This window comes from Pseudoalteromonas sp. APC 3224 (genome assembly GCF_030407535.1).
Taxonomy (GTDB): domain Bacteria; phylum Pseudomonadota; class Gammaproteobacteria; order Enterobacterales; family Alteromonadaceae; genus Pseudoalteromonas.
The window spans coordinates 148307-169151 of record NZ_JASDDF010000001.1 but is presented as its reverse complement, the minus strand read 5'-3'; the positions used below and the strand labels follow the sequence as shown (position 1 = coordinate 169151).

Here is a 20845-nt window from a genome sequence, read left to right as displayed (position 1 = left end):
TATTTAAATTTTCTTTAAAAATAATAACGAAATGCTGCAGTTGCGATGTCTGCGTATTCATCTGTATAACTGTAAGAAGCAGCAAACGTTACTTCATCAGTAACTGCGTAATTTATACCCGCTTTTAACAGGAAGTTATTTTCACTTTCAGCATCATGCAAACGTACATAACCTGTTCCTACACCATGTAAACGCTCATAACCAACGCCTGCATTTACTTCAAATTGTTCGGTCAATAAATGTCGAATTTGTACATTTACTTTATAGGAGTCAGCTGTTTCTGATCTTTCATTGTTTGCTTTTGAAACATCAAAAACATTACTATCAGATTCAAGTCTATGTATAAGTGTTTCCTCCGTCTTAATTTTACTTTTCCCATATTTTAGGGAATAGTCAACAGCAGTTTCTCTTGAAAAATGTTGAATGTATCCAAAGCCAATATTATAACGAGTTAAACTCATATCCGTTGTTTCATGATAAAAATCTGTCATATTAGACGGATAAGTGCCATCTGGTAGAAGAGAAAATGATGTAAATGTAGTAGTGCTAGAATAATCAACACGACTTTGAGAATACGAGCCTGTAACGTACCAATTTTCAGAAAGTTGTTTGCTAAGATTAATAACGTACCCGTCGTAGCCAGAATAACTTGGACTGTCAGGGTCCGTTTTATCATTACTTTTAATGTCAGTTTTTGTATAGCCAACTTCAACATAATCGTAACGTAAAAGTGATGTTTGATTAGCTCCGGCGGTGATTGAGAAGAGTGATAAGGTCCCTGCTAATACTGCATATTTCATTTAATTGTCTTCCTTAATAAAAATCGCAGGGACAATAACAATTTGAAATATTCTTAACAACATAAAATACAATATAGTGTGAACAAACGTGAAGTTATTTTAATTGAGAGTCTCATTTAATGGGCAAAAGAAATTTATTGCTTATATTAAATAGTAGCCGAAAAGCCTGCTTGCCCATAAGGAGATGTAGCCATTTGGTAGAATTGAGCAATGCGCCCAGCACGCGCTTCTACTTCAACATCACGCGATTGCTCTTCGCTTTTAGCAGTTTTTACTTCTGAACTTTCACTGTTAGAAAACGACGCACTGACTCTGCTTTTATCTTCGCTGCTATCTTCGTCATCAGCTGAAGCTAACTCAGCTTGTGCTGCGGCTATCTTTTGAGTGGCATCTGCCGCAATTGCCCTATCGGCACCTGAAGGCTCAGCCGGCGCGAGTGCTGCAGCACGTACCGTTTGCATTTTTTCAATAGTTGCTTGAGGGTCGCCATTGATAACCCCAACATCTATCGGTACTTCACCACCTACCGCATAGTTAGTACCATCGGGCCCTCTTTGATATTCGTAGCTAGGAGAGCCCGCATATTGTCCACCCACAGCGGCATGCGCTTGCTCATGTGTTCGTACTTCAGTGTCGCGCGCTTTAAGTTCTTTAATTTGCTGTAATTCTTGCTCAAGTTGCAGTTCTTCTTGCTCACTAACTTCTTCTGCAGCTTGTTGTTTTTCTTGCTCGGCATTATCTTGATCGCTATCTGCATTGCCTTCGCGTTGCGCAATCGTTTTATCGTCTGCAATTTTGCCACTCGCATTGTAGGTTGAGCTGTCGCTATTTCCTGGCAGTTTGGCTTTTTCTGCATCACTTTGAGCTTTGTTTTCGGTGCTACCAGCGGTGTTCGCAGCGGCTGGGGGAATGACTTCACGTAGCTGGTTGTCACGCCGAGCAGTCTCCGTATAAACATTTGCGGTGTTTATATTAATAGACGGAAACGGCGTGACAATATTCATGAGAAATTACACTTTAATATCAACTAAAGTGCCTAATACGTCATCTGCAGTTTGGATAGATTGCGTGTTTGCCTTAGCATTAAACTCTTCAACTTTTAAGTTTACTAACGCATCATCAATTCGTGCAGGTTGAGATACTGGCGCGGTGACTGCTTCTTCAGGGCGAGCGGCCGTTAATTGACGTTGCTGCGCTAGTTGAGAGTCGTCTTGCTGCTCTATGCTGGCACGATTAATCTCAGCGCTGGCTTTTTCAATTCCTTGGCTGGCTCTATTAAACCCTTCAACACCACTATTGAATACAGATCCTATTGGCATAATAATAAACCTCCAGCAAATAAATATTGTTTAATTATCGCTCAAAAATCACGCAAAATAAAGCTTTAAACCGCAGTAATCATGGCTTTGCTTCAAAGCATTGATTTAACGGCAGATAAAAATTCACTTTTATGAGAAATAAAAGGCGCATGTGATGCTTTGTCTATCACTTCGTATTCAAAGTCAGCATTAAGTGCCACCATTTTCTCAATGGCCCGATAAGGAACGAGAGAGTCTAAGCGTCCAAAAATGCCGCGAAGAGTCACTGGACATTGAGCAAATAATTCGCGTAAATCTTCATTTTTCAGTATGTCTAGCCCTGCACTTAAAGCCTCGTTATTCGGAGGCGGTGACTGACTCAATAACTGCTTTAACTGTTTTACATCATCGCGAGCCGACTCACTGCCCATTGCCTGAATTGCCAAAAAGCGCTCTATCGTTTTTGAACGCTCTTGCAACAACTGCTCTTTGAACTGTGTTAATACTTTAGGCTTAATGCCAGCCCATGGTAATTGCTCTGCAAAAAAGGGCGTTGAGGCAACTAAAATGACTTTTGATACTTTTTCAGGCCAATGTTTGGCAATATAAATAGCAAACAACCCACCTAAAGACCATCCCATTAGCACCGATTGTGGCTTTAACTGCTCACTCACCTGCTTTGCAGCATCGTGTAATGTATATGGGCTTAAAGAGGCGTTATTATCACCATAACCGGGTAAATCCAAACAGCGCACTTTACCTGAATATAAAAACTCTAATTCTGGTTTTATTAACTGCCACACACCTTGGCTCATTCCCCAACCATGTAACAACACACATTCATTTTGCATATTTGCCTAACCTTAACCAAACTTGAGTTCTATGATAGCGCTTTAAAAGGAGTTTGTAATGAGGATCATCAGCGAATGAAACTCAGCCTAAGTGATTGGCTATTCCCCTCTTACTGTGTGTTATGTCAAAGTCAGATTCATAGCTCAATGGGACTGTGTCAATTTTGTTTAGATGACTTGCCATTGCTAGATTTGGCCGAGCATGACAATTTATTTTACCGCCCTGATATTGTAGAAATGTTTCCTAACTGCAACTTTGAAAAGCTGTTTGCCTGTGCTTTTTACCAGCCCCCTTTTGATTTATGGTTAAAGCAGCTTAAATTTAATAATCAAATCCATTATAAAAAAGCACTACAGCAAGTCATAAAAAAACAACTTAGGGTTTTTATGACTAAACACCCTGCCGCTGTTGATGCATTTATAATTTTACCTTTACATAAAGCGCGCTTTTTAACGCGTGGGTTTAATCAAGTCACCCAAGTATGGCAGCCCTGTTTAGGGTCAAATAAAGTATTAAATAATGCGTTGCTTCGCCATAAACACACCTCGGCACAATCACAATTAAGCAAAGCTAAAAGAGTTAAAAATTTACAACAGGCTTTTTCATGCAAAATTAATCTAGAGGGAAAAACGGTAGTAATTATCGATGATATTATGACTACAGGAGCAACTCTTAATGCGGCTACATTATCGTTAAAAGAAGCGGGCGCTAAACACGTATGGGCATTTACCACGTGCTTAACGCCACTTTAGGGCGTGTTAGTTTCCACTCACGCGAAAGGTGTGGCCGAAAAATAAAGCATTACTTAACAATCGGCTGGTGCCATACCAGTACCCTCTAAATACAGGGTTGTCAGTCATCGCAATAACACTACCTCGCCCATAAGAATGCGCCATTAACGCAGCTCCACCGGCCACTTGCTCTACATTTACTGCATCGGTAAAACCAGCAAGGAGCGGCTGCTGTGTGTAGGTAAGTATATTTACAAACGGTGCTTGCGAGGCTTCCAATAGCCAGGTGCTATTTTTAAATACAGGTAGTGTGTCACGCTTAAATGAAAATGTCAGAGGGTGAGTTGTATCTACCTTTGTATTAAATATCGCACCGGCAATACGCTGGCGACCCGCTAAGTGGCCTTTGTCTGCATATTTTAAACCTTGAGTATCAAATGCACTAGCCACATCTCTACGTGATAAGTAGCTTGCTTTTAATAGCTGTTGATCGGCTAAAAACTTAGCTCCGCCTTTGTGCCCCCAAATAACACCACCTTTTCTTACCCAGCTTTTTATAGCAACTTTATCGGAATCAGATAAAGTAGAATAATTACCATGTGGCAACACAATATGGCTGTAATTACTGAGCTCTAAAGACGCTAAACGCTCCATTTCAACAATGGTTGGCGCTACACCCACAAAACGGTCTAGGTAGTACCACACTTCACCCGCTTCATATTGGCTCACGCCTTTACCACCAACCAATAACACCTTAGGTGCAGAAACCACAGCCATAGAGCGAGACCCTAAATCAGCACCTTTACTAGTTAAACCGGTAGTAATTGGTTTAACTTCAATCCCAAACTGGCTTTGTGCTTGGTTTAACTTTGTCACCCAGTTGGTGTCAGTTTGAAGTCCTGCTGGAATAATAATACTACCTGCGTCAAAGTTTACTTCTGCATTGGTTGATACTGCTGTTAATGGTTTTAATGCAACACGAGCTTTAATGCCTTGCTGTAACAGACTATTGAGCATTTTTGGGGCTTGCATGTCATTCCATGCAAATCCATAGGCGTAATTTTTAGTCAGTGACGCTAACTCTGGCTGCTTTGGTTTTTGCCAAGCTGTTTTTTCTACCTCTAATCCCCAGCGGCTGTTTACTTTAGCAAATGATAAATTAAACGCATGCGCTAATGTCCAACCCGACACATCGTAAAAGGTGTTATCGGCAAAGTTTTGTTGCTCACTAAAAATAGCTTTAACTAATCGATATTGTGGTTGCGCAAGCGGCACAAAATAACTATTAGCGGTAAAGTTTTTACCTTCAGCTTTTAGCCCTTCTTTCACTGGGTAGGCATTAATTTGATGTTGTTTAAGTATGCTTAAAAAATCGTTAGTACGGGTATGATCTTCATCTGCTTGAACAATATAGCCTTGATAGTCTTCATCTTTGGCAAGCTCAACTGCTTTGTTATAAAAGTTAGCTTGGTACTCTAGCAAAGCTTGGCGGTTATCAATCGCCGCTTTAAACGTTGATAAGCTCGTTAACAGTTGGTTTTTAATCGTAAACGCAAAAGTTAGCGGGCCATTGATCGTTTCTTGAATATGGCCACGAGAACTTGCTTGTTCAAATAAAATACCCACACCACCATTTACATCGGGGTAGGTAGAGCCTTTACCATAATAAAAGTCATCAAAGCTTTCTTCGGTGAAGTATAACGCGTTGTTTTCATCTAATGTTTTAGCGTGATAATTTGCAATCGCTTTAGTTAGACTTACATTTTCTTCAGGGGTAATTGGGTGTTTACGACTTGGGATACCCGGTTGAAAAAAGTAGCTACTATTTGGCCCCATTTCATGAAAGTCAGTTAAAATATTAGGTTTCCAATGATGAAACTTAGCAATCCTTGCGCGCGACTCTGGGTGCTGTAACAGCAACCAATCACGGTTTAAATCAAACCAATAATGGTTTGTTCGGCTGCTTGGCCAGCTCTCTACATGCTCTCGGGTTTGCGGATCTGACGATAAGTTCATTCCACGATTACTATTAGCCCAATTTGCAAAACGTGCTAAGCCGTCTGGGTTAAGCGACGGGTCGAGTAAAATAACCGTGTTGTTAAGTAGCTCATTTATTTCATTCCCTTGCGCTGCCGCTAGATAATAAGCGACTAGTAAAGCTGCATTACTACCTGATGATTCGTTCCCATGAACACTGTAACCCATCCATACAACACTTGGCTGCTCCGCTGTTTTATTGTTTGAATTATTTAGGCGAGCTAAGTGCGCTTGGCGAGTTTTTTCTATATTTTTTAATTTGTTAGCTGCAGTAATCGTTAGCATAACTAACGGGCGCTGCTCATGAGTACGGCCTATTACTTCAAAATTAATTCGATCGCTTTTTTGAGCTAAAATTTCCATGTAGCGAACAAGTTGGTCATGTCTCACATGCCACTCACCCACTTGATAACCCAGCACCTCTTGTGGTGTTGGTATGGTAGAATCGAATTCAACCTGTTGCTCAAAATAATAAGACAGGGGCTTTGCCATACTTGAAAAACTGGTCAGCACCATCACTATTGTTAATATGAAGCGCATATAAATCACTCTAAAAATGTTTGTTAATTGCACGCTACCATTGCTTAAAATAGATGCCAAATTTTTACGCTCAACACTAGCCGCAACACGATGAGCGGAGTATGATATGCAGTATCCGAGTAATTTAGTCAAGTATAGACGGTATTATGATTTCTATTTCCGAAACAGCGCAAGCGCATTTTGCTAAGCTATTAGCAGATCAATCTCAACAAACGAATATTCGTGTGTTTGTTGTTAACCCTGGTACATCACAAGCTGAATGTGGTGTTTCTTATTGTCCAGAAGACGCGGTAGAAGAGAGCGATATTCGCCTAAATTTTAACGGCTTTGATGCAGTTGTTGATGCTGAAAGCGCGCCTTTCTTAGCCGAAGCTGAAATTGATTTTGTTACCGACAAAATGGGCACGCAGCTAACCCTTAAAGCACCTAATGCTAAAGCACGTAAACTAGGTGAAGATGCTAGCTTGAATGAGCGTGTGCAACACATGCTAGAAACTGAAGTAAACCCACAACTTGCCAACCATGGCGGCCAAGTTAGCTTGGTAGAGATCACTGCAGCTGGTGTTGCTGTACTTCAGTTTGGTGGTGGTTGTAATGGGTGTTCTATGATCGATGTCACACTAAAAGAAGGCATTGAAAAAGAAATGATTGCTAAATTTGATGAGATCACCGGTGTGTCTGACATTACCGATCATGAAGCAGGCGAGCATTCTTACTACTAAGCATTAATCTATTATGCTAAAGCCACTTATTTACCGCTTAGGGAGTGACCCTAAGTTGAGTTTAAAGCGCTTTTTTCGCGGGCTAGCACTGTTTGTGCTAGCCGTGATATTTATCGCTGTGGGCTATTACAGCCATTACAGTTTGCAAGTTATCGGCTTGGTTATTTTAGCCCCCGCTTTATTTTTTGCTTTTTGGGGCTATGCGGGTATTTTTGCTAACCGCTTTTCTCAAGTATTAAAAAACATCCCTTCAAAAAATAACGACCCCGACCTGTGGAAATAACTGTTTATATCAGTTCACTTATTTAAGTAATTGATTGTTAGCTTTTAATTGTTGATATTTAACGATAAGCGTAACGCCTCGCATAAGCATAAAACAACTCATAGCTAACCATAACCCATTATTTTTCCAGTCCTGAAATAGCCAAAACACCCCAAAAAAGCCTACAACAGCTGAAAGCAACATACTATTTCGCATCGCTTTAGCGCGGGTCAGGCCAACAAAAATACCATCAAACAAAAAGCAGCTCATAGCTAAAATAGGCAATGCAATTACCCAAGGTAAGTAGTGAATGGCCTCGTCAATAACCTCTGGTACATTAGTTAATAGCTTAATAATACTACTGCCAAATACTATAAAAAACACACTATATAAAATGCCAAATAACATGCCCCAAAATACACTGATTTTTACCCATAGCCTTATCTTTTCAACACTTTGTTGACCTTTAGCTTGACCCACTTTGGCCTCACTTGCATAAGCAATTCCATCAAGTGCAAAGCTAACTAACATTAAAAAGTTGAGTAGAACGGCATTAGCAGCCAATGTGGTTTCACCTAAGCGGGCCGCATAAAAGGTCATAAAGCTAAAGCATAACTGCAGTACTAAAGAGCGAATAAAAATATCGCGGTTTAAGCTCAGTAATGCTGCCATTTTCTCCACACTTAACCAATTTGCTACAGCCAAACTTATACCATGCTTTTTAGCAAGTTGAACCACCAACAATAAAGCAAATACAAGCGCGATATAGTCAGCAATAAGTGATGCCCACGCAGCCCCGGCAACCGCCCAATCAAGGTACACTACAAAATAAATATCGAGCACAATATTAGTAATGTTAGTGACTAACAGTAAATAAAATGGCCCTCGTCCATAATGCACGCCCAACATCCAGCCTAGTAAAACTAAATTACATAGCGCTGCAGGGGCGCTAAAAATACGAATACTAAAATAGCGATAGGCTTCATTGAGCACATCACTATTGGCAGCAGATAAATAGGCAATAGCGTGTTTTATAAGGGGGGATAATAAAATCAGAATTAAAGCTACGCTACTGGCCAATAACAAACTGCGTTTGAGTAAGGCTGCCAGCTGAGTTAAATCATTTTGACCATAAGCCTGCGCCACCAGCCCAGTGGTACTCATTCTTAAAAATCCAGCGAGCCAAAATAAAATAGAGATCACAGTTGAACCCAAAGCAATACCGGCTAAATAATGCGCGCTCCCCAAATGACCAATCACAGCCGTATCAACAATTCCTAACAACGGGACGGTAATATTTGATAATATCATCGGACCGGCTAACAACAACAAGCTTTTATGGTGTGCTTTATTATGTATAAGAAATTGTTTCATTTAGTACTATTATTCCTGATTTGTGGTTCTTTGCGCGCGCAAGCAGCTGTTATTCTACAGTATCATCACGTCAGTGAAACCCTTCCCGCTGTCACCAGCGTGAGTGCCAATACTTTTACTAAACACTTAAATTATTTAAAAGAGCATAACTTTAACGTTATTCCATTAAATGAGCTGATTAGTACATTACAACAAGGTAAGGCTTTAGAGCACAAAACAATCGCGATTACCTTTGATGATGGTTACAACAATAATTACGACCAAGCTGCCCCTATCCTAGAGAAGTTTGGCTATCCGTACACTATTTTTATAAACCCAAAACTCATTGATGAACAGGCGGGTTACGTTATGGGGTGGGATAAGCTCAGAGAACTTGCTAAAAAAGGAGCGCTTATTGCTAATCATAGTGCCGAGCATAACTACCTACATAAAAAGCGCAAGAATGAAACGCCTAGCCAATGGCGCGAACGCACTAAAAAAGACATTATTAGTTCTCAACAGCGCATCAAAGAGGAAATAGGTCACGATTATAAATATCTTGCCTACCCATACGGAGAGTTTAACAACCAACTACAAGCTCTCGTTACAGAACTAGGCTTTATTGGTATTGGCCAACACTCAGGAGCCGTTAATCAACACTCTGACTTTAGCCGCTTACCGCGCTTCCCTGCCTCTGGTTTTTATAGCAAGCTAGAGACGTTAATTACCAAGATAAATTCGACTGCCTTTACTATTAATAAGCTAACCTATGAAGATAGTGTAACTTCACAAAATCCACCATCACTCACTATAAAACTTAAGACAGACGACTTTCATAAGAGTCAATTTGCCTGTTATGTATCAAGCGTTGGTCAAGCTAATTTAGATTGGTTAGACGATAATACAGTTGAGGTAACATCGCCAAAGCAGCTTAATAAAGGCCGCTCACGCTTTAATTGTACCGCTCCGTCAATAAAACAAGCTGGCAGTTATTATTGGTTTTCGCAGCCTTGGGTGATCAACTAAGCTTTACTTTTTTATAACTTGATTTAATAACCGCTGGGTCATTTTCTCCAGCGGTACCACTTCATTTGCTGCCCCCATATCAATAGCAGCTTTAGGCATACCCCATACCACTGACGAAAACTCATCTTGCGCAAGCGTGTATGCTCCTTGTTGCTTTAATGCGAGTAATCCCTTTGCACCATCACTTCCCATACCGGTTAATAGTGTGGCAACAATATGTTTTGCACCAATTTCCAGTAATGAGTCAAATAAAACATCCACCGCGGGTTTATGTCTATTAACAGCTTCTCCATCATCAAGCTGACAATACAAAGCACTACCTTGTTTATTAATTCGTAAATGAAGCCCACCTGGGGCTATATAAGCGCAACCTGCTAGCAATTTATCACCTTGCTGGGCTTCTTTTACGTTAATAGTACAAGTACGCTGCATCCGCTCTGCAAATGAGGTGCTGAATACGGGAGGAATATGCTGAGTAATTACAATTGGAGGGCAATTTTTGGGCATACGTATAAGCACTTCTTTTATCGCCTCGGTTCCCCCTGTTGACGCACCAATCGCTATCACTTTATTTACTAAAAATTCGGCATTAGTGGGGATAGGCTCTGCTACAGTACTATTTTTTTTGTGGCCTCGAACCCGCGCACTGGCCGCTACTCTTACTTTTTGCTGAACAATATCAGCATATTGGCTCATTTGTTGTTTAACATTAACTACTGGCTTTGCAATAAAATCAACCGCCCCCAGTTCAAGCGCTTCAAGGGTGATAGGTGAGCCTTTTTGAGTAAGAGTGGAAATCATTACTACGGGCATAGGCCTTAAGCGCATTAAGTTTTTTAAAAAGCTAATGCCGTCCATTTTTGGCATTTCAACATCCAGTGTTAGTACATCCGGATTATGCTTTTTGATCATCTCTCTGGCTTCGTATGGGTCTTGTGCACAGCCCACTACCACAATGTCTTTTGCCTGTTGCAGTATCTCTGTCAGTAATTGCCTGATCAGTGCCGAGTCATCAATTATTAATACTCTAATCATAGCCATCCTTAAAACAGTTCTATATCCGTGGCTTTAGTTTGCTGTTCAAGATTATGTAAGTAACGCACTTCACGTTTTTCAATAGTGTTATTATGTAAATTTCTTAGCTTTTTAACCTGTACTTTTCCATTATGAGGATTAAAAAATATTTTGCGCGGCCAAGGTCCGCCCATATCATGCGCCACTAAGTTTAGCGCTTCTTCTGCTATATATGCATTGGCAAAACTGATATTGCCAATACCAATATCTGTCATTGCGCTAATTATTTTGCCTCCCCCAAACAGTTTTACTTTTAAGTTTGCCCGAGAAGCGCCATTTTTAAGCACTTCATTAATTAAATATTCCATAGCCCAGTTACCATAACGACAATTTAAACTATGCGCTTGGTCAATTCGTTCACCTTTTTGAATAGGTAGCATAAAGTGATTGATCCCGCCTATGCCTAGCTTATCGTCGTAAACACAAGCAGCAATGCACGATCCGAGCACGGTAGTGATCAGCTCATCGTTTTTAGAAACATAAAATTCACCTGGCAATACCTTAGCGACCACTTGATCTCGCGTGGCATCCCAATAACGTTTAATATGCTCAAATCCCGCTAATACTGGCTTAAATTGTGTTTGCATGGGCTACTTTTTGATACATGGTTTTCCCTAAGTTTTTAAATAAGACATGCTCTTTTCCCATGGTTTCTGAATGCCCTAAAAATAAATAACCTTGGTTATTTAAAATATCGGCATAACGGTTAAAAAGCTGATCCTTTGTCTCTTTATCAAAGTAAATCACTACATTTCTGCACAAGATCAAATCAAATGGACCCTTCATAGGCCAATCTTGGAGTAAGTTTAAACGCTTAAATGAAATACATTGCTGTAGCTTGGGTTTCACTTTATAACTTTGACCGTCTTTGCTAGTTAAAAACCAGCGCTTGAGCAGTGCATCATCCAATCCATTCACATTTGCCGCAGTATAAATACCGCTCTGAGCTTTAGCTAATACATTAGAATCAAGATCAGTTGCTAAAATTTTCACATCCCAATCACTTGGAAAAGCCCCTTGTAACGTCATAGCTAAACTGTAGGGCTCTTCACCGGTAGAGCAGCCAGCAGACCAAATGCGAACACGCTTAGTCTGTTTATTTGTTTTTAACAGCGTTGGTATAAACTGCTCTTTTATAAACTCAAAGTGATGAATTTCACGAAAAAAAGAGGTTAGATTGGTAGTAATGGCATTAATAAATGCATCAAACTCCTGATCCTTATGATTTTTTAAGTAATCTAGGTAACTAGAAAAGTTTGTTAATTTACGCTCACGAATTCGCCTTGCTAATCGTGAGTAAACCATTTCACGCTTATGCTCTCCAAGCACAATACCACAAGCGTTATACACTAAATGAGCCACTTCCTTAAAATCGCTATCCGTTAATAAAAACTCTTTCATTATGCACTCTCAAATAAATATAAAGATAGATTCAAACTAACCTCATTGTTTGAACCATCTAAAATAGGGTTAAAACTCCTCCCACTCTTCAGCTGAGTCTACAAAGTTTTCACCTTTGCTTTTGTTATTAACAAAGCTATTTTCTTGCTTATGCGTTATTTCAGGGGTGCGAATGGTGGGCGATACCACCGCCATATCTTGCTGCCCTAGTGAAAAGAAGTGCAGTAAACGGCGCATTTCATTTGCCTGCTCTGCCATAGATTCACCTGCAGCCGATGCCTCTTCAACCAATGCCGCATTTTGCTGAGTCATTTCATCCATTTGCGATACAGCTTTATTTACTTGCTCAATCCCTGCACTTTGCTCTTCAGAGGCCTGAGTTATATCAGCTATCATTTGTGTCACACGTTTCACCGACACCACAATCTCCTGTAACGTCACACCTGATTCATTTACAAGAGCGCTACCATCAGCAACTTTGCCAACACTATCTCTAATTAACTCTTTAATTTCTTTAGCTGCACCAGCTGAGCGCTGAGCTAAGTTACGCACTTCACCCGCAACAACCGCAAAACCTCGGCCTTGCTCACCTGCTCTTGCAGCTTCTACAGCAGCATTGAGAGCTAGTAGGTTTGTTTGGAATGCTATTTCGTCTATTACACCTATGATGTCAGCAATTTTTTTACTCGATTCATTAATTGCAGACATACTGGTTACGGCCTTATTCACAACCTCGCCACCTTGAACTGCTTTATCACAGGTTTCTTCAGCTAAGTCATTAGCCACCTTGGCATTATCAGCATTTTGACGAACCGTACTGGTCATCTCTTCCATACTAGAAGCCGTCTCCTCCAATGATGATGCCTGCTCCTCTGTGCGCTGACTTAGATCAGCATTACCTTGTGAAATCTCTTCTGCTCCACTGGCCACCAAAGTGGCTGATGTGTTAATTCGATTAATAACCTCAGTTAGCTTATCTGCTGTCGCATTTGCATCTGTTTTCAGTTTTTCAAACGAGCCGTGATACTGTTTTTCGATCCGTTTAGATAAATCACCAGTAGCCATGGCATCAAGCATATTGCCAGTATCAGTTACCGCTTCGTCAACCACTTTAACTAAACTATTAAGACCTTGAGCTAAACGTAGGAAAAAGCCATCCTTTCCTTGCTCAACCACACGGCTATTTAACTCTCCTTTACTTGCGGCACTGACCAGCTGAGCAACCTCTTTTTCTATGGCTACTTCTGCTGTTCTGTCTTCCCATTCAACTACAGTTCCAATTCGCTCATCGTCTGGCGTAATAATTGGGTTAGCAACTAAGCCAAAGGTTCTGCCTCCCACTTTAATTTCAGTGTTGTAGGTATCCGTTAACTTAGCCAACATATTTTGCTGATGGGCTGGATTTTTATGAAATATATCAATATTTTGATTCAGTAGATTTTTGCTATCAAAGTTAGGTAAATCAATGCGTATATCATTTTGAGCATTGCTCATCATATTTTTCACCGCGTCATTCATATAAACAATCACATTCGATGCATCTGCAATCATAGTGTTTGTTGCTACAGTGTCTAACGCTCGGCGAACACGTAAGTTCTCCTGTGCTCTGGCACGCTCTGCATCGGCCTTAAATACTTCATCAGTAATATCTTGCCACTCAACAATTGTTCCCAAGCGCTCTCCTTCTTCGTTAAACCATGGCGAAGCAATTAAATCAAAAATAAGACCAGCTAATTTAAGTGTCGCTTTATGGGGCGCATCTAATTTTTTTAATAGCTCGCGCTGATGCGCTGGATGTTGATGAAAATCATCAACACATGTGCCGATTAAGTCACTTACAGCAAAGTTAGGTAATACCGATTGCAAATCTCTTTCGCGTGCTTTTAGCATTTGCTTAACTTGTTCGTTGACAAAAATAATGTTTAAGTCATTATCAGCAATCATCACATTCGCTTGGCATACTTTTAGGGCGCTGGCTAAGTCGGCAGTTTTTTTAGAGGTTTTTTCTAGTTCTTTTTGTTCGCTAATGTCCGTTGCGTATTTTATGATTTTTATTAATTTTCCGTCCATATCATAAATGGGATTGTAAGAAGCATTAATCCAAATTTCACGGCCTTGTTTATCAAATCGTAAATACTCACCTCGGTCGTATTCACCTCTACCCAGTTTGGCCCAAAAAGTTTGATAATCCGCACTATTTGCATACTCAGGTGCAACAAATAAACGATGGTGCTTACCCTGTATTTCATCAAGTTGGTAGCCAAACGTGGCTAAAAAGTTCTTGTTGGCATTAATCACTGTGCCATCTAAGTCAAACTCGATTACCGCTTGCGACTTATTTATTGCTGCAACTTGTCCGGCCGCTTCGGCTGCCTTTAATTTTTGCAAAGTGATCTCAGTAGCAAACTTAATCACTTTAATTACTTGCCCCTGAGAGTCTATAACAGGGTTATACGTGGCTTGTATCCATACTTCTTTACCATTTTTTCCAAACCGCTTAAATTCATCTGAAATAAATTCACCCGCGCTCAATCGCTGCCAAAACTGATGGTACTCATCGCTTTTCGCTTCGCTAGGACTAACAAATAAAGAGTGGTGCTGACCTTGAACCTCAGCAAGTGAGTAATCCATTACACGAAGAAAATTAACATTGGCAGTAATTATTCTTCCATTAGGCTCAAATTCAATTATTGCTAATGATTTATGCAATGCATTTATGATCAAATCATTGCTTGATTTAGACTGTTTTGAATTACTAAACCATCCCATGCTTATCACCACCTTTAAGTTATTTACTTTATTTAGTTACTGTTACCGCTAAATATCCATGGTTGCTGGCAAATCAATTAGGGCGACCATTTTTTCGCCTACATTGACTAACCCTGCTACATATTCACTCTCATTAGTTTGGGTTAAACTCGGCACAGCTTTAGCATCTTGCTCTGCAATGCTATAAACATCAGCCACTGCATCTACCGTAATACCCATTACTTTACTTTCTTGCTCAAACTCTACTTTTACAATAATCACTACTGTTAATGGCCCATAGGCGATAGTGGGTAAGCCAAACCTTAAGCGTAAATCAATAATGGGCACTATAGTGCCGCGTAAATTAATAACGCCTTTTACATAATCTGGGGCATTTGGCAGTGCGGTTATGTCTTCCCAGCTGCGGATTTCTTGCACCGTTAATATATCTACTCCGTATTCTTCTTCAGCCATAATAAAGGTAAGAAACTGCTTAATCCCTTCTTTGCGCTGCAGCTCAATATTGCTATTTAATGCTATTGATTCAGAGAACATGAATCCTCCAGAGTAGCTGATGGTTCAATACTCAATGCTTGGCTGCCAGGCTTTTTTAACCCTGAAAGCTTAATCAAACCGCTAATATCTAAAATTAACGAAACGCGACCATCACCTAAAATAGTTGCCCCAGAAACTCCGTCCACTTTGTGGTAATTAGCCTCCAAGCTTTTTATAACCACCTGTTGTTGTGAAAGTAAATCGTCAACGAGCACCCCTACTTTTTGATTATCGTTTTCCACCACAACCAATAAGGTCTTATCTAATGATTCAATCGCATCTTGATGGTTAAAAATCTCGTATAAACGCAGAATAGGAATGTATTCATCACGTAATCTGAGGACATCTAGGTCTTTCCCAACACGGCTTACTTTTGCAATATCAATTTGCAGCGATTCTACAATCGAGATCAGTGGAATAATGTAAGTATGCTTGGCTACTTTAACCAATTGCCCATCTAAAATAGCCAAAGTAAGCGGCAGCCGAATAGTAAAGGTAGAACCAATTCCAGCAGCGGATGTCACTTCTACCGAGCCATTTAATGATTGGATATTGCGTTTCACCACGTCCATACCCACACCCCGGCCAGATAAGTCACTTACTTCATCAGCAGTAGAAAACCCTGGCATGAATATAAGTTCGTTGATTTCATCATCTGTTAACTCGCTATCGCTAGCAATAAGTTCGTTGGCAATCGCTTTTTCTTTAATCTTTTGGGTGTTAAGGCCTTGGCCATCGTCCATAATTTCAATGACGATATTTCCTCCCTGATGAAAAGCATTTAATGTAACCTTACCCACAGGATCTTTACCTGCTGCAATACGCTTTTCAACAGTTTCAATACCATGATCCAGTGAGTTTCTTACTAAATGCACCATAGGATCAGATATTTTTTCCATCACAGTTTTATCTAACTCGGTTTGCTCTCCGATCAGCTTTAGCTCCACCTCTTTATTGAGCTTTTGAGCAATATCACGCACCAAACGTGGAAAGCGACTAAACACAAAATTAATTGGCAGCATACGAATACGCATCACGTTTTCTTGTAAGTCTCGAGTATTATGCGCTAGTTGTGCTAATCCCTCTTGAAGCGAGGTTACTGCAGTAGCTGTCATTTCCTGTTCGCTAAGCTGATTTAACATTGCTTGGGTAATAACCAACTCGCCCACCATATTAATTAATGAGTCAACCTTATCGATACCAACTCGAATAGAGGTTGATTCTGGTGCAGCTTTTGCGCTGGGCGCATTGGCAACTGCCTTTGCTTTATTTGCTTTGGGTTGCTCAGCAATTTTGGGAGCTTCCTCCATAACAGCCGATTCGTTAATTACTTCTTCTGATCCGGCTTTAGCATCATTAAATAAGCCACCGCATAGCTCAATTTTAATATCTGCATCATCTTCAACCCATTCAAAAATCTCTTTAATGGCTTGCTCATCTCGCTCAGTGTTTAAGAAAAACCGCCAATATAAAAAGCACTCATCGCTGGATAATTCTTTAATATCAGGTATGGCATCGGTGAATACCTGTACTTCTAACTCACCAAGCTCGGCTAATTCGCTGATCATAAACAAAGGTTCATTACCGGTTTTAAATAGATGAAAATGTGGCTTAAAATCAATCTGGTAAGTATTAACTATAACCTGTTCATGATGTGTTTCTTCACCTTGTTCTTCACCAGCTGGCATACCTAGTAATTTCTCGAACTGCTCTCGTAAAGTATCTGCTTGGGCTAAATCTGGTTCTTCCTGTACCTTTAGCGAACTTAGCAAAGCCCTTAAGCAATCCACTGATTTAAGTAATAAATTAATGTGCTCGCTAGTTATATTGCGCTCACCTTCACGAATTTGATCCAGTAATGTTTCTAATACATGGGTAAAATTTGCAATTGAGTTGAACCCAAAAGTAGCACTGCCCCCTTTTATTGAATGAGCAGCTCTAAATATAGTATTAATGGTTTCTAAGTCTTCTTCGCCTGGCACTAAGTTGAGTAATTCAGTCTCCATTATATCGAGGCCTTCAAAACTCTCTTCAAAGAACACTTCAAAAAACTGGCTTAAATCAATACTCACAGTGCACTCCTAAGTTAACGGATTACTTTTTTTAGCACGGCTAATAGCTGATCTGGATTAAAAGGTTTTACAATCCATCCTGTTGCCCCTGCAGCTTTACCTTCTACTTTTTTATCCATCCCCGACTCTGTAGTTAACATAAGCAGCGGTGTAAACTTGTAATCTGGTAGCCCTCTTAGCTCTCTAATAAGCGTGATCCCATCCATAATTGGCATGTTTACATCAGAAATAACTGCATCAAAACCTTGTTGCTTGGCAATGGCTAATGCCTCGCTGCCATCTTTGGCTTCGGTAACATCAAACCCTGCTGTTTTTAACGTAAAGCTCACCATTTGGCGCATTGATGCAGAATCATCGACAGCTAAAATTCTTTTCATATAAACCTCTAGTTAGTACTTTCTGAAGCTAAATATTCACTTAAACCGAGTTGTTCAATGACATTTTTTAATGCGTCACTGCTGCCAACCCAGGCAATTTTTTGATTAATAGTAAGAAGGTGTTTTTGTAGGGCACAAAGAAGTTGAACCGAGGCGGTATCAGCAGACATAACATCGCTAATATCCAGACAAATATCTCGGCTGTTATTAAGTTCGCTTAATAAATCTTGATGTAAAACGTCAACTTGAACAATTGAAAGTTCATTTGGTAGTTTAAGCATTTTTAAGCTTTTCCTTATCAACTCGATCCATACCAAAAGCTTAGACCGAGATAATGAAAACGCCATAAAAACGACTAAAAAATAACTAATTAATTAAAATTAGCTGTTAAAAAACGTAAAAAGGGGCACAAAGCCCCTCTAAAATCGTTAAGTCATTAAAAGCTAGTTTTTGTAAAAATCTGCAATTTCAATAAATTCTGCCGTTAATTTTGTAGTATTAACCAAAGGCACATCTCCTTGTTTAAATTCAGGCTTAAAAATAGCTCTTAGTGCGCCACTGCCATCAACAAGTGCAACCGATGCACTATGATCCACCGCGTAGTCAGATTCATCACTATCACTAATTGCATAAATTAATCCCAACTCACGTACAAATGGAAATAGGTCTTTATGCTCCCCAGATACAGCTAAAAAGTCAGGGTTAAAATAATCTATGTACTCTTTACGCCTTTGAGCAATATCTCGTTTAGGATCAACAGATATAAACCACACCTGCAGGGGATAATTAGCTTGTAAGTTTTTATAGACATTGTTGAGCTTAGCAAGCGTCATTGGACAAATATCAGGGCAGCTTGTGTAGCCTAGAAAAACTAAGTTCCATTGACCCAAAAACTGCTGTTTGGTTACTAACTCCCCCTGTTGATCATTCAACGAAAAATCAGATAACGGTTTTGCTGTTTCGTACACTAATGCATCAAGATCCTGTAAACTTTTTTTATCACCACATGCCGATAAAAAAAGCACCGAAAAAACAATTAACCCACACCATAACTGCTTCATATAACTAGCCATTTATCTATAAATAAGATAACAAAGAGTATCATTAAATGAACAATCGAAAAACGAAATAAATCCATTGCGGTGTCTTCTTTAGCGGCAAATTTTAAGTTAATTGCTTTGTATATAAAAATTATATTAAGAATACATGCTCCGCTTAAATAAATAAGCCCCGACATACCTATCAAGTAAGGTAATACGCACACAATGGCTAATAGCACTGAGTATGCGAGCACACAGGTTTTACAAAATTCGATTCCATGGGTCACAGGTAACATAGGGATTTTAGCGCGTTCGTAATCACTTTTGCGCGCGATGGCTAACGCCCAGAAGTGCGGAGGAGTCCATGTGAATATAATCATAACCAACAACCAAGGAGCGGCTGCCATTTGATTGGTTTCAGACACCCAACCAAGTAAAGGAGGCATGGCGCCAGCCAAACCACCAATCACTATATTTTGTGGCGTGGCGCGTTTTAAAAACGACGTATAAATAAATGCGTAACCTACAAGTGCAAATAAAGTAAGTATGGCAGTGAGTGTATTTGCCCACAACATCAACATAATAAACCCTGCCACGCCAATAACAGCAGCAAAACTCAATGCGTGTAATTTACTTAAGCGTCCTTTGGCGACTGGGCGGTGGCGTGTACGTGCCATTTTACTATCAATTTCACTATCAACCACATGATTGATAACGGCAGCTGCCGCAGAGAGTAAACCAATCCCTAATAAACTTATGAACTGAACCCCAATGTCTCTACCAACGTCAGGGGCGAGAGCCAAGCCCACCCATGCCGTTAACACCAACATAGCCACCACTTTAAATTTACTGATTGCTAAATAATCTTGGATTAAATGATAACTTTTAGTCAATAACGATGGGCTATAAACGGGCTGCATTGCTTTTTTGTTAATTGTAAGTGCCATAACGATTCCCCTTTAGGTACGGACTTTTAGGTAATAACATAACCTAACCATAGTTAATAACAGTATGGCAGCCATTAAGTTATGCGCCAGCGCAACACTGATCGGAAAGTGAAAATATACTACAGCTAACCCCAACGCTATCTGGCAAAATAACGCTACCAACACACTCACTGCGCAGCTTTTGATTTTTTGTGAATAGGCATGGCTGTATATTCGCCACATAACGAGTGCCAACACAATACAAGTGACCAATGCCCACATACGATGCAGTAAATGAATAGACATACGCGCTTGTTGTGATAACACGCCAAACTCATAATTACTGTGCTCTAACGGTAACTGAAAAACACTACTGAGCGAAAACGGCTGAGCATAGCTACATAGCGGCAAACCATTACAATGTGGCGCGGCATAATTAGCCGCTAACCAGCCACCTAGAGCGATTTGTAAAATAAGTACCGTGAGCGCCACCAAGCTTAGTTTAAAGTGAGGTTTTGCACCTGCGTCCCCACCCGTAATAGGCTGACTGGTCAGCCTTAAGTACAACAACGTTAATAACGCCAAAATGCTAAACCCTCCGAGTAAATGCCCCATCACAATTAGCGGCTGCAGGTTCATAGTCACCGTCCACATACCTAGCGCGGCCTGAAAAATAACAAGCAAAAGCAGTAGCATCGGTAATTTTACAGGCGTAGTCGGATACTGACGCTTTACAAAAGCCAAAATAAACAACACTAAAATTAATACCCCCAGCGTGCCAGCAAAATAGCGATGAATCATTTCTTTCCATGCCTTTGCTGTTTCAAATATCATATCGGGGTAGCTTTGAATCGCATGCGCAATCTCAGCTTCATGTTTTGGTACGGTTAAAAAGCCATAACAACCAGGCCAATCGGGGCAACCAAGTCCTGCGTCACTTAACCGCGTATATGCGCCTAGAGCTACCACAACTAATGCGAATAAACTCGTTGCTAATACCAAATTTTTATAGTTTTTATACATAGCAGCCT

Annotated in this window: 21 protein-coding genes; 4 read left to right on the top strand and 17 right to left on the bottom strand. The window is 40.1% G+C overall.

Features of this window, described 5'->3' with window-relative positions; all coding sequences use genetic code 11:
- Positions 1 to 14: 14 nt before the first annotated feature.
- The 4 genes from QL989_RS00755 to bioH form a co-directional block, all read right to left on the bottom strand.
- On the bottom strand, positions 15 to 800 hold the full coding sequence (locus QL989_RS00755) for a TonB-dependent receptor (RefSeq protein ID WP_290167424.1): 786 nt from the start codon (positions 798 to 800) through the stop codon (positions 15 to 17).
- Positions 801 to 946: 146 nt separating this feature from the next.
- Positions 947 to 1804 carry a putative metalloprotease CJM1_0395 family protein gene (locus tag QL989_RS00750; RefSeq protein WP_290167422.1) on the bottom strand — a complete coding sequence of 286 codons (858 nt, stop codon included), beginning with the start codon at positions 1802 to 1804 and terminating at the stop codon, positions 947 to 949.
- A 6-nt stretch (positions 1805 to 1810) separates the two neighbouring features.
- Positions 1811 to 2119, bottom strand: a complete 309-nt coding sequence (locus tag QL989_RS00745) for a hypothetical protein (protein ID WP_008112879.1) — start codon at positions 2117 to 2119, stop codon at positions 1811 to 1813.
- A gap of 92 nt (positions 2120 to 2211) precedes the next feature.
- Positions 2212 to 2949: a pimeloyl-ACP methyl ester esterase BioH gene (gene bioH, locus QL989_RS00740; RefSeq protein WP_178956733.1), complete on the bottom strand. Its 738-nt coding sequence runs from the start codon at positions 2947 to 2949 to the stop codon at positions 2212 to 2214.
- 75 nt (positions 2950 to 3024) lie between these two features.
- On the opposite strand from bioH, the gene QL989_RS00735 reads away from it, so the two are divergent.
- Positions 3025 to 3702 carry a phosphoribosyltransferase family protein gene (locus QL989_RS00735; RefSeq protein WP_010392416.1) on the top strand — a complete coding sequence of 226 codons (678 nt, stop codon included), beginning with the start codon at positions 3025 to 3027 and terminating at the stop codon, positions 3700 to 3702.
- A 6-nt stretch (positions 3703 to 3708) separates the two neighbouring features.
- On the opposite strand, the gene QL989_RS00730 is transcribed toward QL989_RS00735, so the two are convergent.
- Complete coding sequence (locus QL989_RS00730) at positions 3709 to 6258, bottom strand: M14 metallopeptidase family protein (RefSeq protein ID WP_290167418.1); 2550 nt, start codon at positions 6256 to 6258, stop codon at positions 3709 to 3711.
- A gap of 146 nt (positions 6259 to 6404) precedes the next feature.
- Here QL989_RS00730 and nfuA point away from each other — a divergent pair, with 146 nt between their 5' ends.
- Together nfuA and QL989_RS00720 are read left to right on the top strand one after the other, a co-directional pair.
- Complete coding sequence (nfuA, locus tag QL989_RS00725) at positions 6405 to 6980, top strand: Fe-S biogenesis protein NfuA (RefSeq protein ID WP_008465569.1); 576 nt, start codon at positions 6405 to 6407, stop codon at positions 6978 to 6980.
- Positions 6981 to 6993: 13 nt separating this feature from the next.
- Complete coding sequence (locus QL989_RS00720; protein ID WP_008465571.1) at positions 6994 to 7263, top strand: hypothetical protein; 270 nt, start codon at positions 6994 to 6996, stop codon at positions 7261 to 7263.
- Between the two features lie 18 nt (positions 7264 to 7281).
- On the opposite strand, the gene QL989_RS00715 is transcribed toward QL989_RS00720, so the two are convergent.
- Positions 7282 to 8616: an MATE family efflux transporter gene (locus QL989_RS00715; protein WP_290167413.1), complete on the bottom strand. Its 1335-nt coding sequence runs from the start codon at positions 8614 to 8616 to the stop codon at positions 7282 to 7284.
- Between QL989_RS00715 and QL989_RS00710 the strand changes: the two genes are divergently transcribed.
- Positions 8596 to 9621: a polysaccharide deacetylase family protein gene (locus tag QL989_RS00710; protein WP_290167411.1), complete on the top strand. Its 1026-nt coding sequence runs from the start codon at positions 8596 to 8598 to the stop codon at positions 9619 to 9621. The genes QL989_RS00715 and QL989_RS00710 overlap by 21 nt on opposite strands.
- A gap of 3 nt (positions 9622 to 9624) precedes the next feature.
- Here the strand turns inward: QL989_RS00710 and QL989_RS00705 are convergent, their stop codons facing one another.
- The 11 genes from QL989_RS00705 to QL989_RS00655 form a co-directional block, all read right to left on the bottom strand.
- The gene (locus QL989_RS00705) at positions 9625 to 10656 is read right to left on the bottom strand and encodes a chemotaxis response regulator protein-glutamate methylesterase (protein WP_138608340.1); all 1032 of its coding nucleotides are present in this window, start codon (positions 10654 to 10656) and stop codon (positions 9625 to 9627) included.
- A gap of 8 nt (positions 10657 to 10664) precedes the next feature.
- The gene (cheD, locus tag QL989_RS00700) at positions 10665 to 11282 is read right to left on the bottom strand and encodes a chemoreceptor glutamine deamidase CheD (protein WP_138608343.1); all 618 of its coding nucleotides are present in this window, start codon (positions 11280 to 11282) and stop codon (positions 10665 to 10667) included.
- Positions 11266 to 12096: a protein-glutamate O-methyltransferase CheR gene (locus tag QL989_RS00695; protein WP_131691797.1), complete on the bottom strand. Its 831-nt coding sequence runs from the start codon at positions 12094 to 12096 to the stop codon at positions 11266 to 11268. Before QL989_RS00695 ends, cheD begins: the two co-directional genes overlap by 17 nt.
- Before the next feature lie 69 nt (positions 12097 to 12165).
- A complete protein-coding gene (locus QL989_RS00690) occupies positions 12166 to 14865 on the bottom strand; it encodes a methyl-accepting chemotaxis protein (RefSeq protein ID WP_138608345.1) in 2700 nt (899 codons plus the stop codon).
- Positions 14866 to 14913: 48 nt separating this feature from the next.
- Positions 14914 to 15399 (bottom strand): chemotaxis protein CheW, encoded by a 486-nt coding sequence (locus QL989_RS00685; protein WP_138608347.1) that lies wholly within the window; start codon positions 15397 to 15399, stop codon positions 14914 to 14916.
- Positions 15381 to 17471: a chemotaxis protein CheA gene (locus tag QL989_RS00680; protein WP_290167404.1), complete on the bottom strand. Its 2091-nt coding sequence runs from the start codon at positions 17469 to 17471 to the stop codon at positions 15381 to 15383. Before QL989_RS00680 ends, QL989_RS00685 begins: the two co-directional genes overlap by 19 nt.
- Positions 17472 to 17485: 14 nt before the next feature.
- Positions 17486 to 17848, bottom strand: coding sequence for a response regulator (locus tag QL989_RS00675; RefSeq protein WP_008115349.1), 363 nt, complete (start codon positions 17846 to 17848; stop codon positions 17486 to 17488).
- A gap of 8 nt (positions 17849 to 17856) precedes the next feature.
- On the bottom strand, positions 17857 to 18129 hold the full coding sequence (locus tag QL989_RS00670) for an STAS domain-containing protein (protein ID WP_138608351.1): 273 nt from the start codon (positions 18127 to 18129) through the stop codon (positions 17857 to 17859).
- 162 nt (positions 18130 to 18291) lie between these two features.
- A complete protein-coding gene (locus QL989_RS00665; protein WP_178956739.1) occupies positions 18292 to 18909 on the bottom strand; it encodes an SCO family protein in 618 nt (205 codons plus the stop codon).
- Positions 18906 to 19835, bottom strand: coding sequence for a heme o synthase (gene cyoE, locus QL989_RS00660; RefSeq protein ID WP_290167400.1), 930 nt, complete (start codon positions 19833 to 19835; stop codon positions 18906 to 18908). The genes QL989_RS00665 and cyoE overlap by 4 nt, the downstream gene beginning before the upstream one ends.
- A gap of 12 nt (positions 19836 to 19847) precedes the next feature.
- Positions 19848 to 20837 (bottom strand): COX15/CtaA family protein, encoded by a 990-nt coding sequence (locus tag QL989_RS00655; protein ID WP_290167398.1) that lies wholly within the window; start codon positions 20835 to 20837, stop codon positions 19848 to 19850.
- Positions 20838 to 20845 lie beyond the last annotated feature (8 nt).

Coding starts and splice junctions, on each gene's coding strand:
- QL989_RS00755 (WP_290167424.1), bottom strand. CDS start 800: ATGAAATATGCAGTATTAGCAGGGACCTTATCACTCTTCTCAATCACC.
- QL989_RS00750 (WP_290167422.1), bottom strand. CDS start 1,804: ATGAATATTGTCACGCCGTTTCCGTCTATTAATATAAACACCGCAAAT.
- QL989_RS00745 (WP_008112879.1), bottom strand. CDS start 2,119: ATGCCAATAGGATCTGTATTCAATAGTGGTGTTGAAGGGTTTAATAGA.
- bioH (WP_178956733.1), bottom strand. CDS start 2,949: ATGCAAAATGAATGTGTGTTGTTACATGGTTGGGGAATGAGCCAAGGT.
- QL989_RS00735 (WP_010392416.1), top strand. CDS start 3,025: ATGAAACTCAGCCTAAGTGATTGGCTATTCCCCTCTTACTGTGTGTTA.
- QL989_RS00730 (WP_290167418.1), bottom strand. CDS start 6,258: ATGCGCTTCATATTAACAATAGTGATGGTGCTGACCAGTTTTTCAAGT.
- nfuA (WP_008465569.1), top strand. CDS start 6,405: ATGATTTCTATTTCCGAAACAGCGCAAGCGCATTTTGCTAAGCTATTA.
- QL989_RS00720 (WP_008465571.1), top strand. CDS start 6,994: ATGCTAAAGCCACTTATTTACCGCTTAGGGAGTGACCCTAAGTTGAGT.
- QL989_RS00710 (WP_290167411.1), top strand. CDS start 8,596: ATGTATAAGAAATTGTTTCATTTAGTACTATTATTCCTGATTTGTGGT.
- QL989_RS00715 (WP_290167413.1), bottom strand. CDS start 8,616: ATGAAACAATTTCTTATACATAATAAAGCACACCATAAAAGCTTGTTG.
- QL989_RS00705 (WP_138608340.1), bottom strand. CDS start 10,656: ATGATTAGAGTATTAATAATTGATGACTCGGCACTGATCAGGCAATTA.
- cheD (WP_138608343.1), bottom strand. CDS start 11,282: ATGCAAACACAATTTAAGCCAGTATTAGCGGGATTTGAGCATATTAAA.
- QL989_RS00695 (WP_131691797.1), bottom strand. CDS start 12,096: ATGAAAGAGTTTTTATTAACGGATAGCGATTTTAAGGAAGTGGCTCAT.
- QL989_RS00690 (WP_138608345.1), bottom strand. CDS start 14,865: ATGGGATGGTTTAGTAATTCAAAACAGTCTAAATCAAGCAATGATTTG.
- QL989_RS00685 (WP_138608347.1), bottom strand. CDS start 15,399: ATGTTCTCTGAATCAATAGCATTAAATAGCAATATTGAGCTGCAGCGC.
- QL989_RS00675 (WP_008115349.1), bottom strand. CDS start 17,848: ATGAAAAGAATTTTAGCTGTCGATGATTCTGCATCAATGCGCCAAATG.
- QL989_RS00670 (WP_138608351.1), bottom strand. CDS start 18,129: ATGCTTAAACTACCAAATGAACTTTCAATTGTTCAAGTTGACGTTTTA.
- QL989_RS00665 (WP_178956739.1), bottom strand. CDS start 18,909: ATGAAGCAGTTATGGTGTGGGTTAATTGTTTTTTCGGTGCTTTTTTTA.
- cyoE (WP_290167400.1), bottom strand. CDS start 19,835: ATGGCACTTACAATTAACAAAAAAGCAATGCAGCCCGTTTATAGCCCA.
- QL989_RS00655 (WP_290167398.1), bottom strand. CDS start 20,837: ATGTATAAAAACTATAAAAATTTGGTATTAGCAACGAGTTTATTCGCA.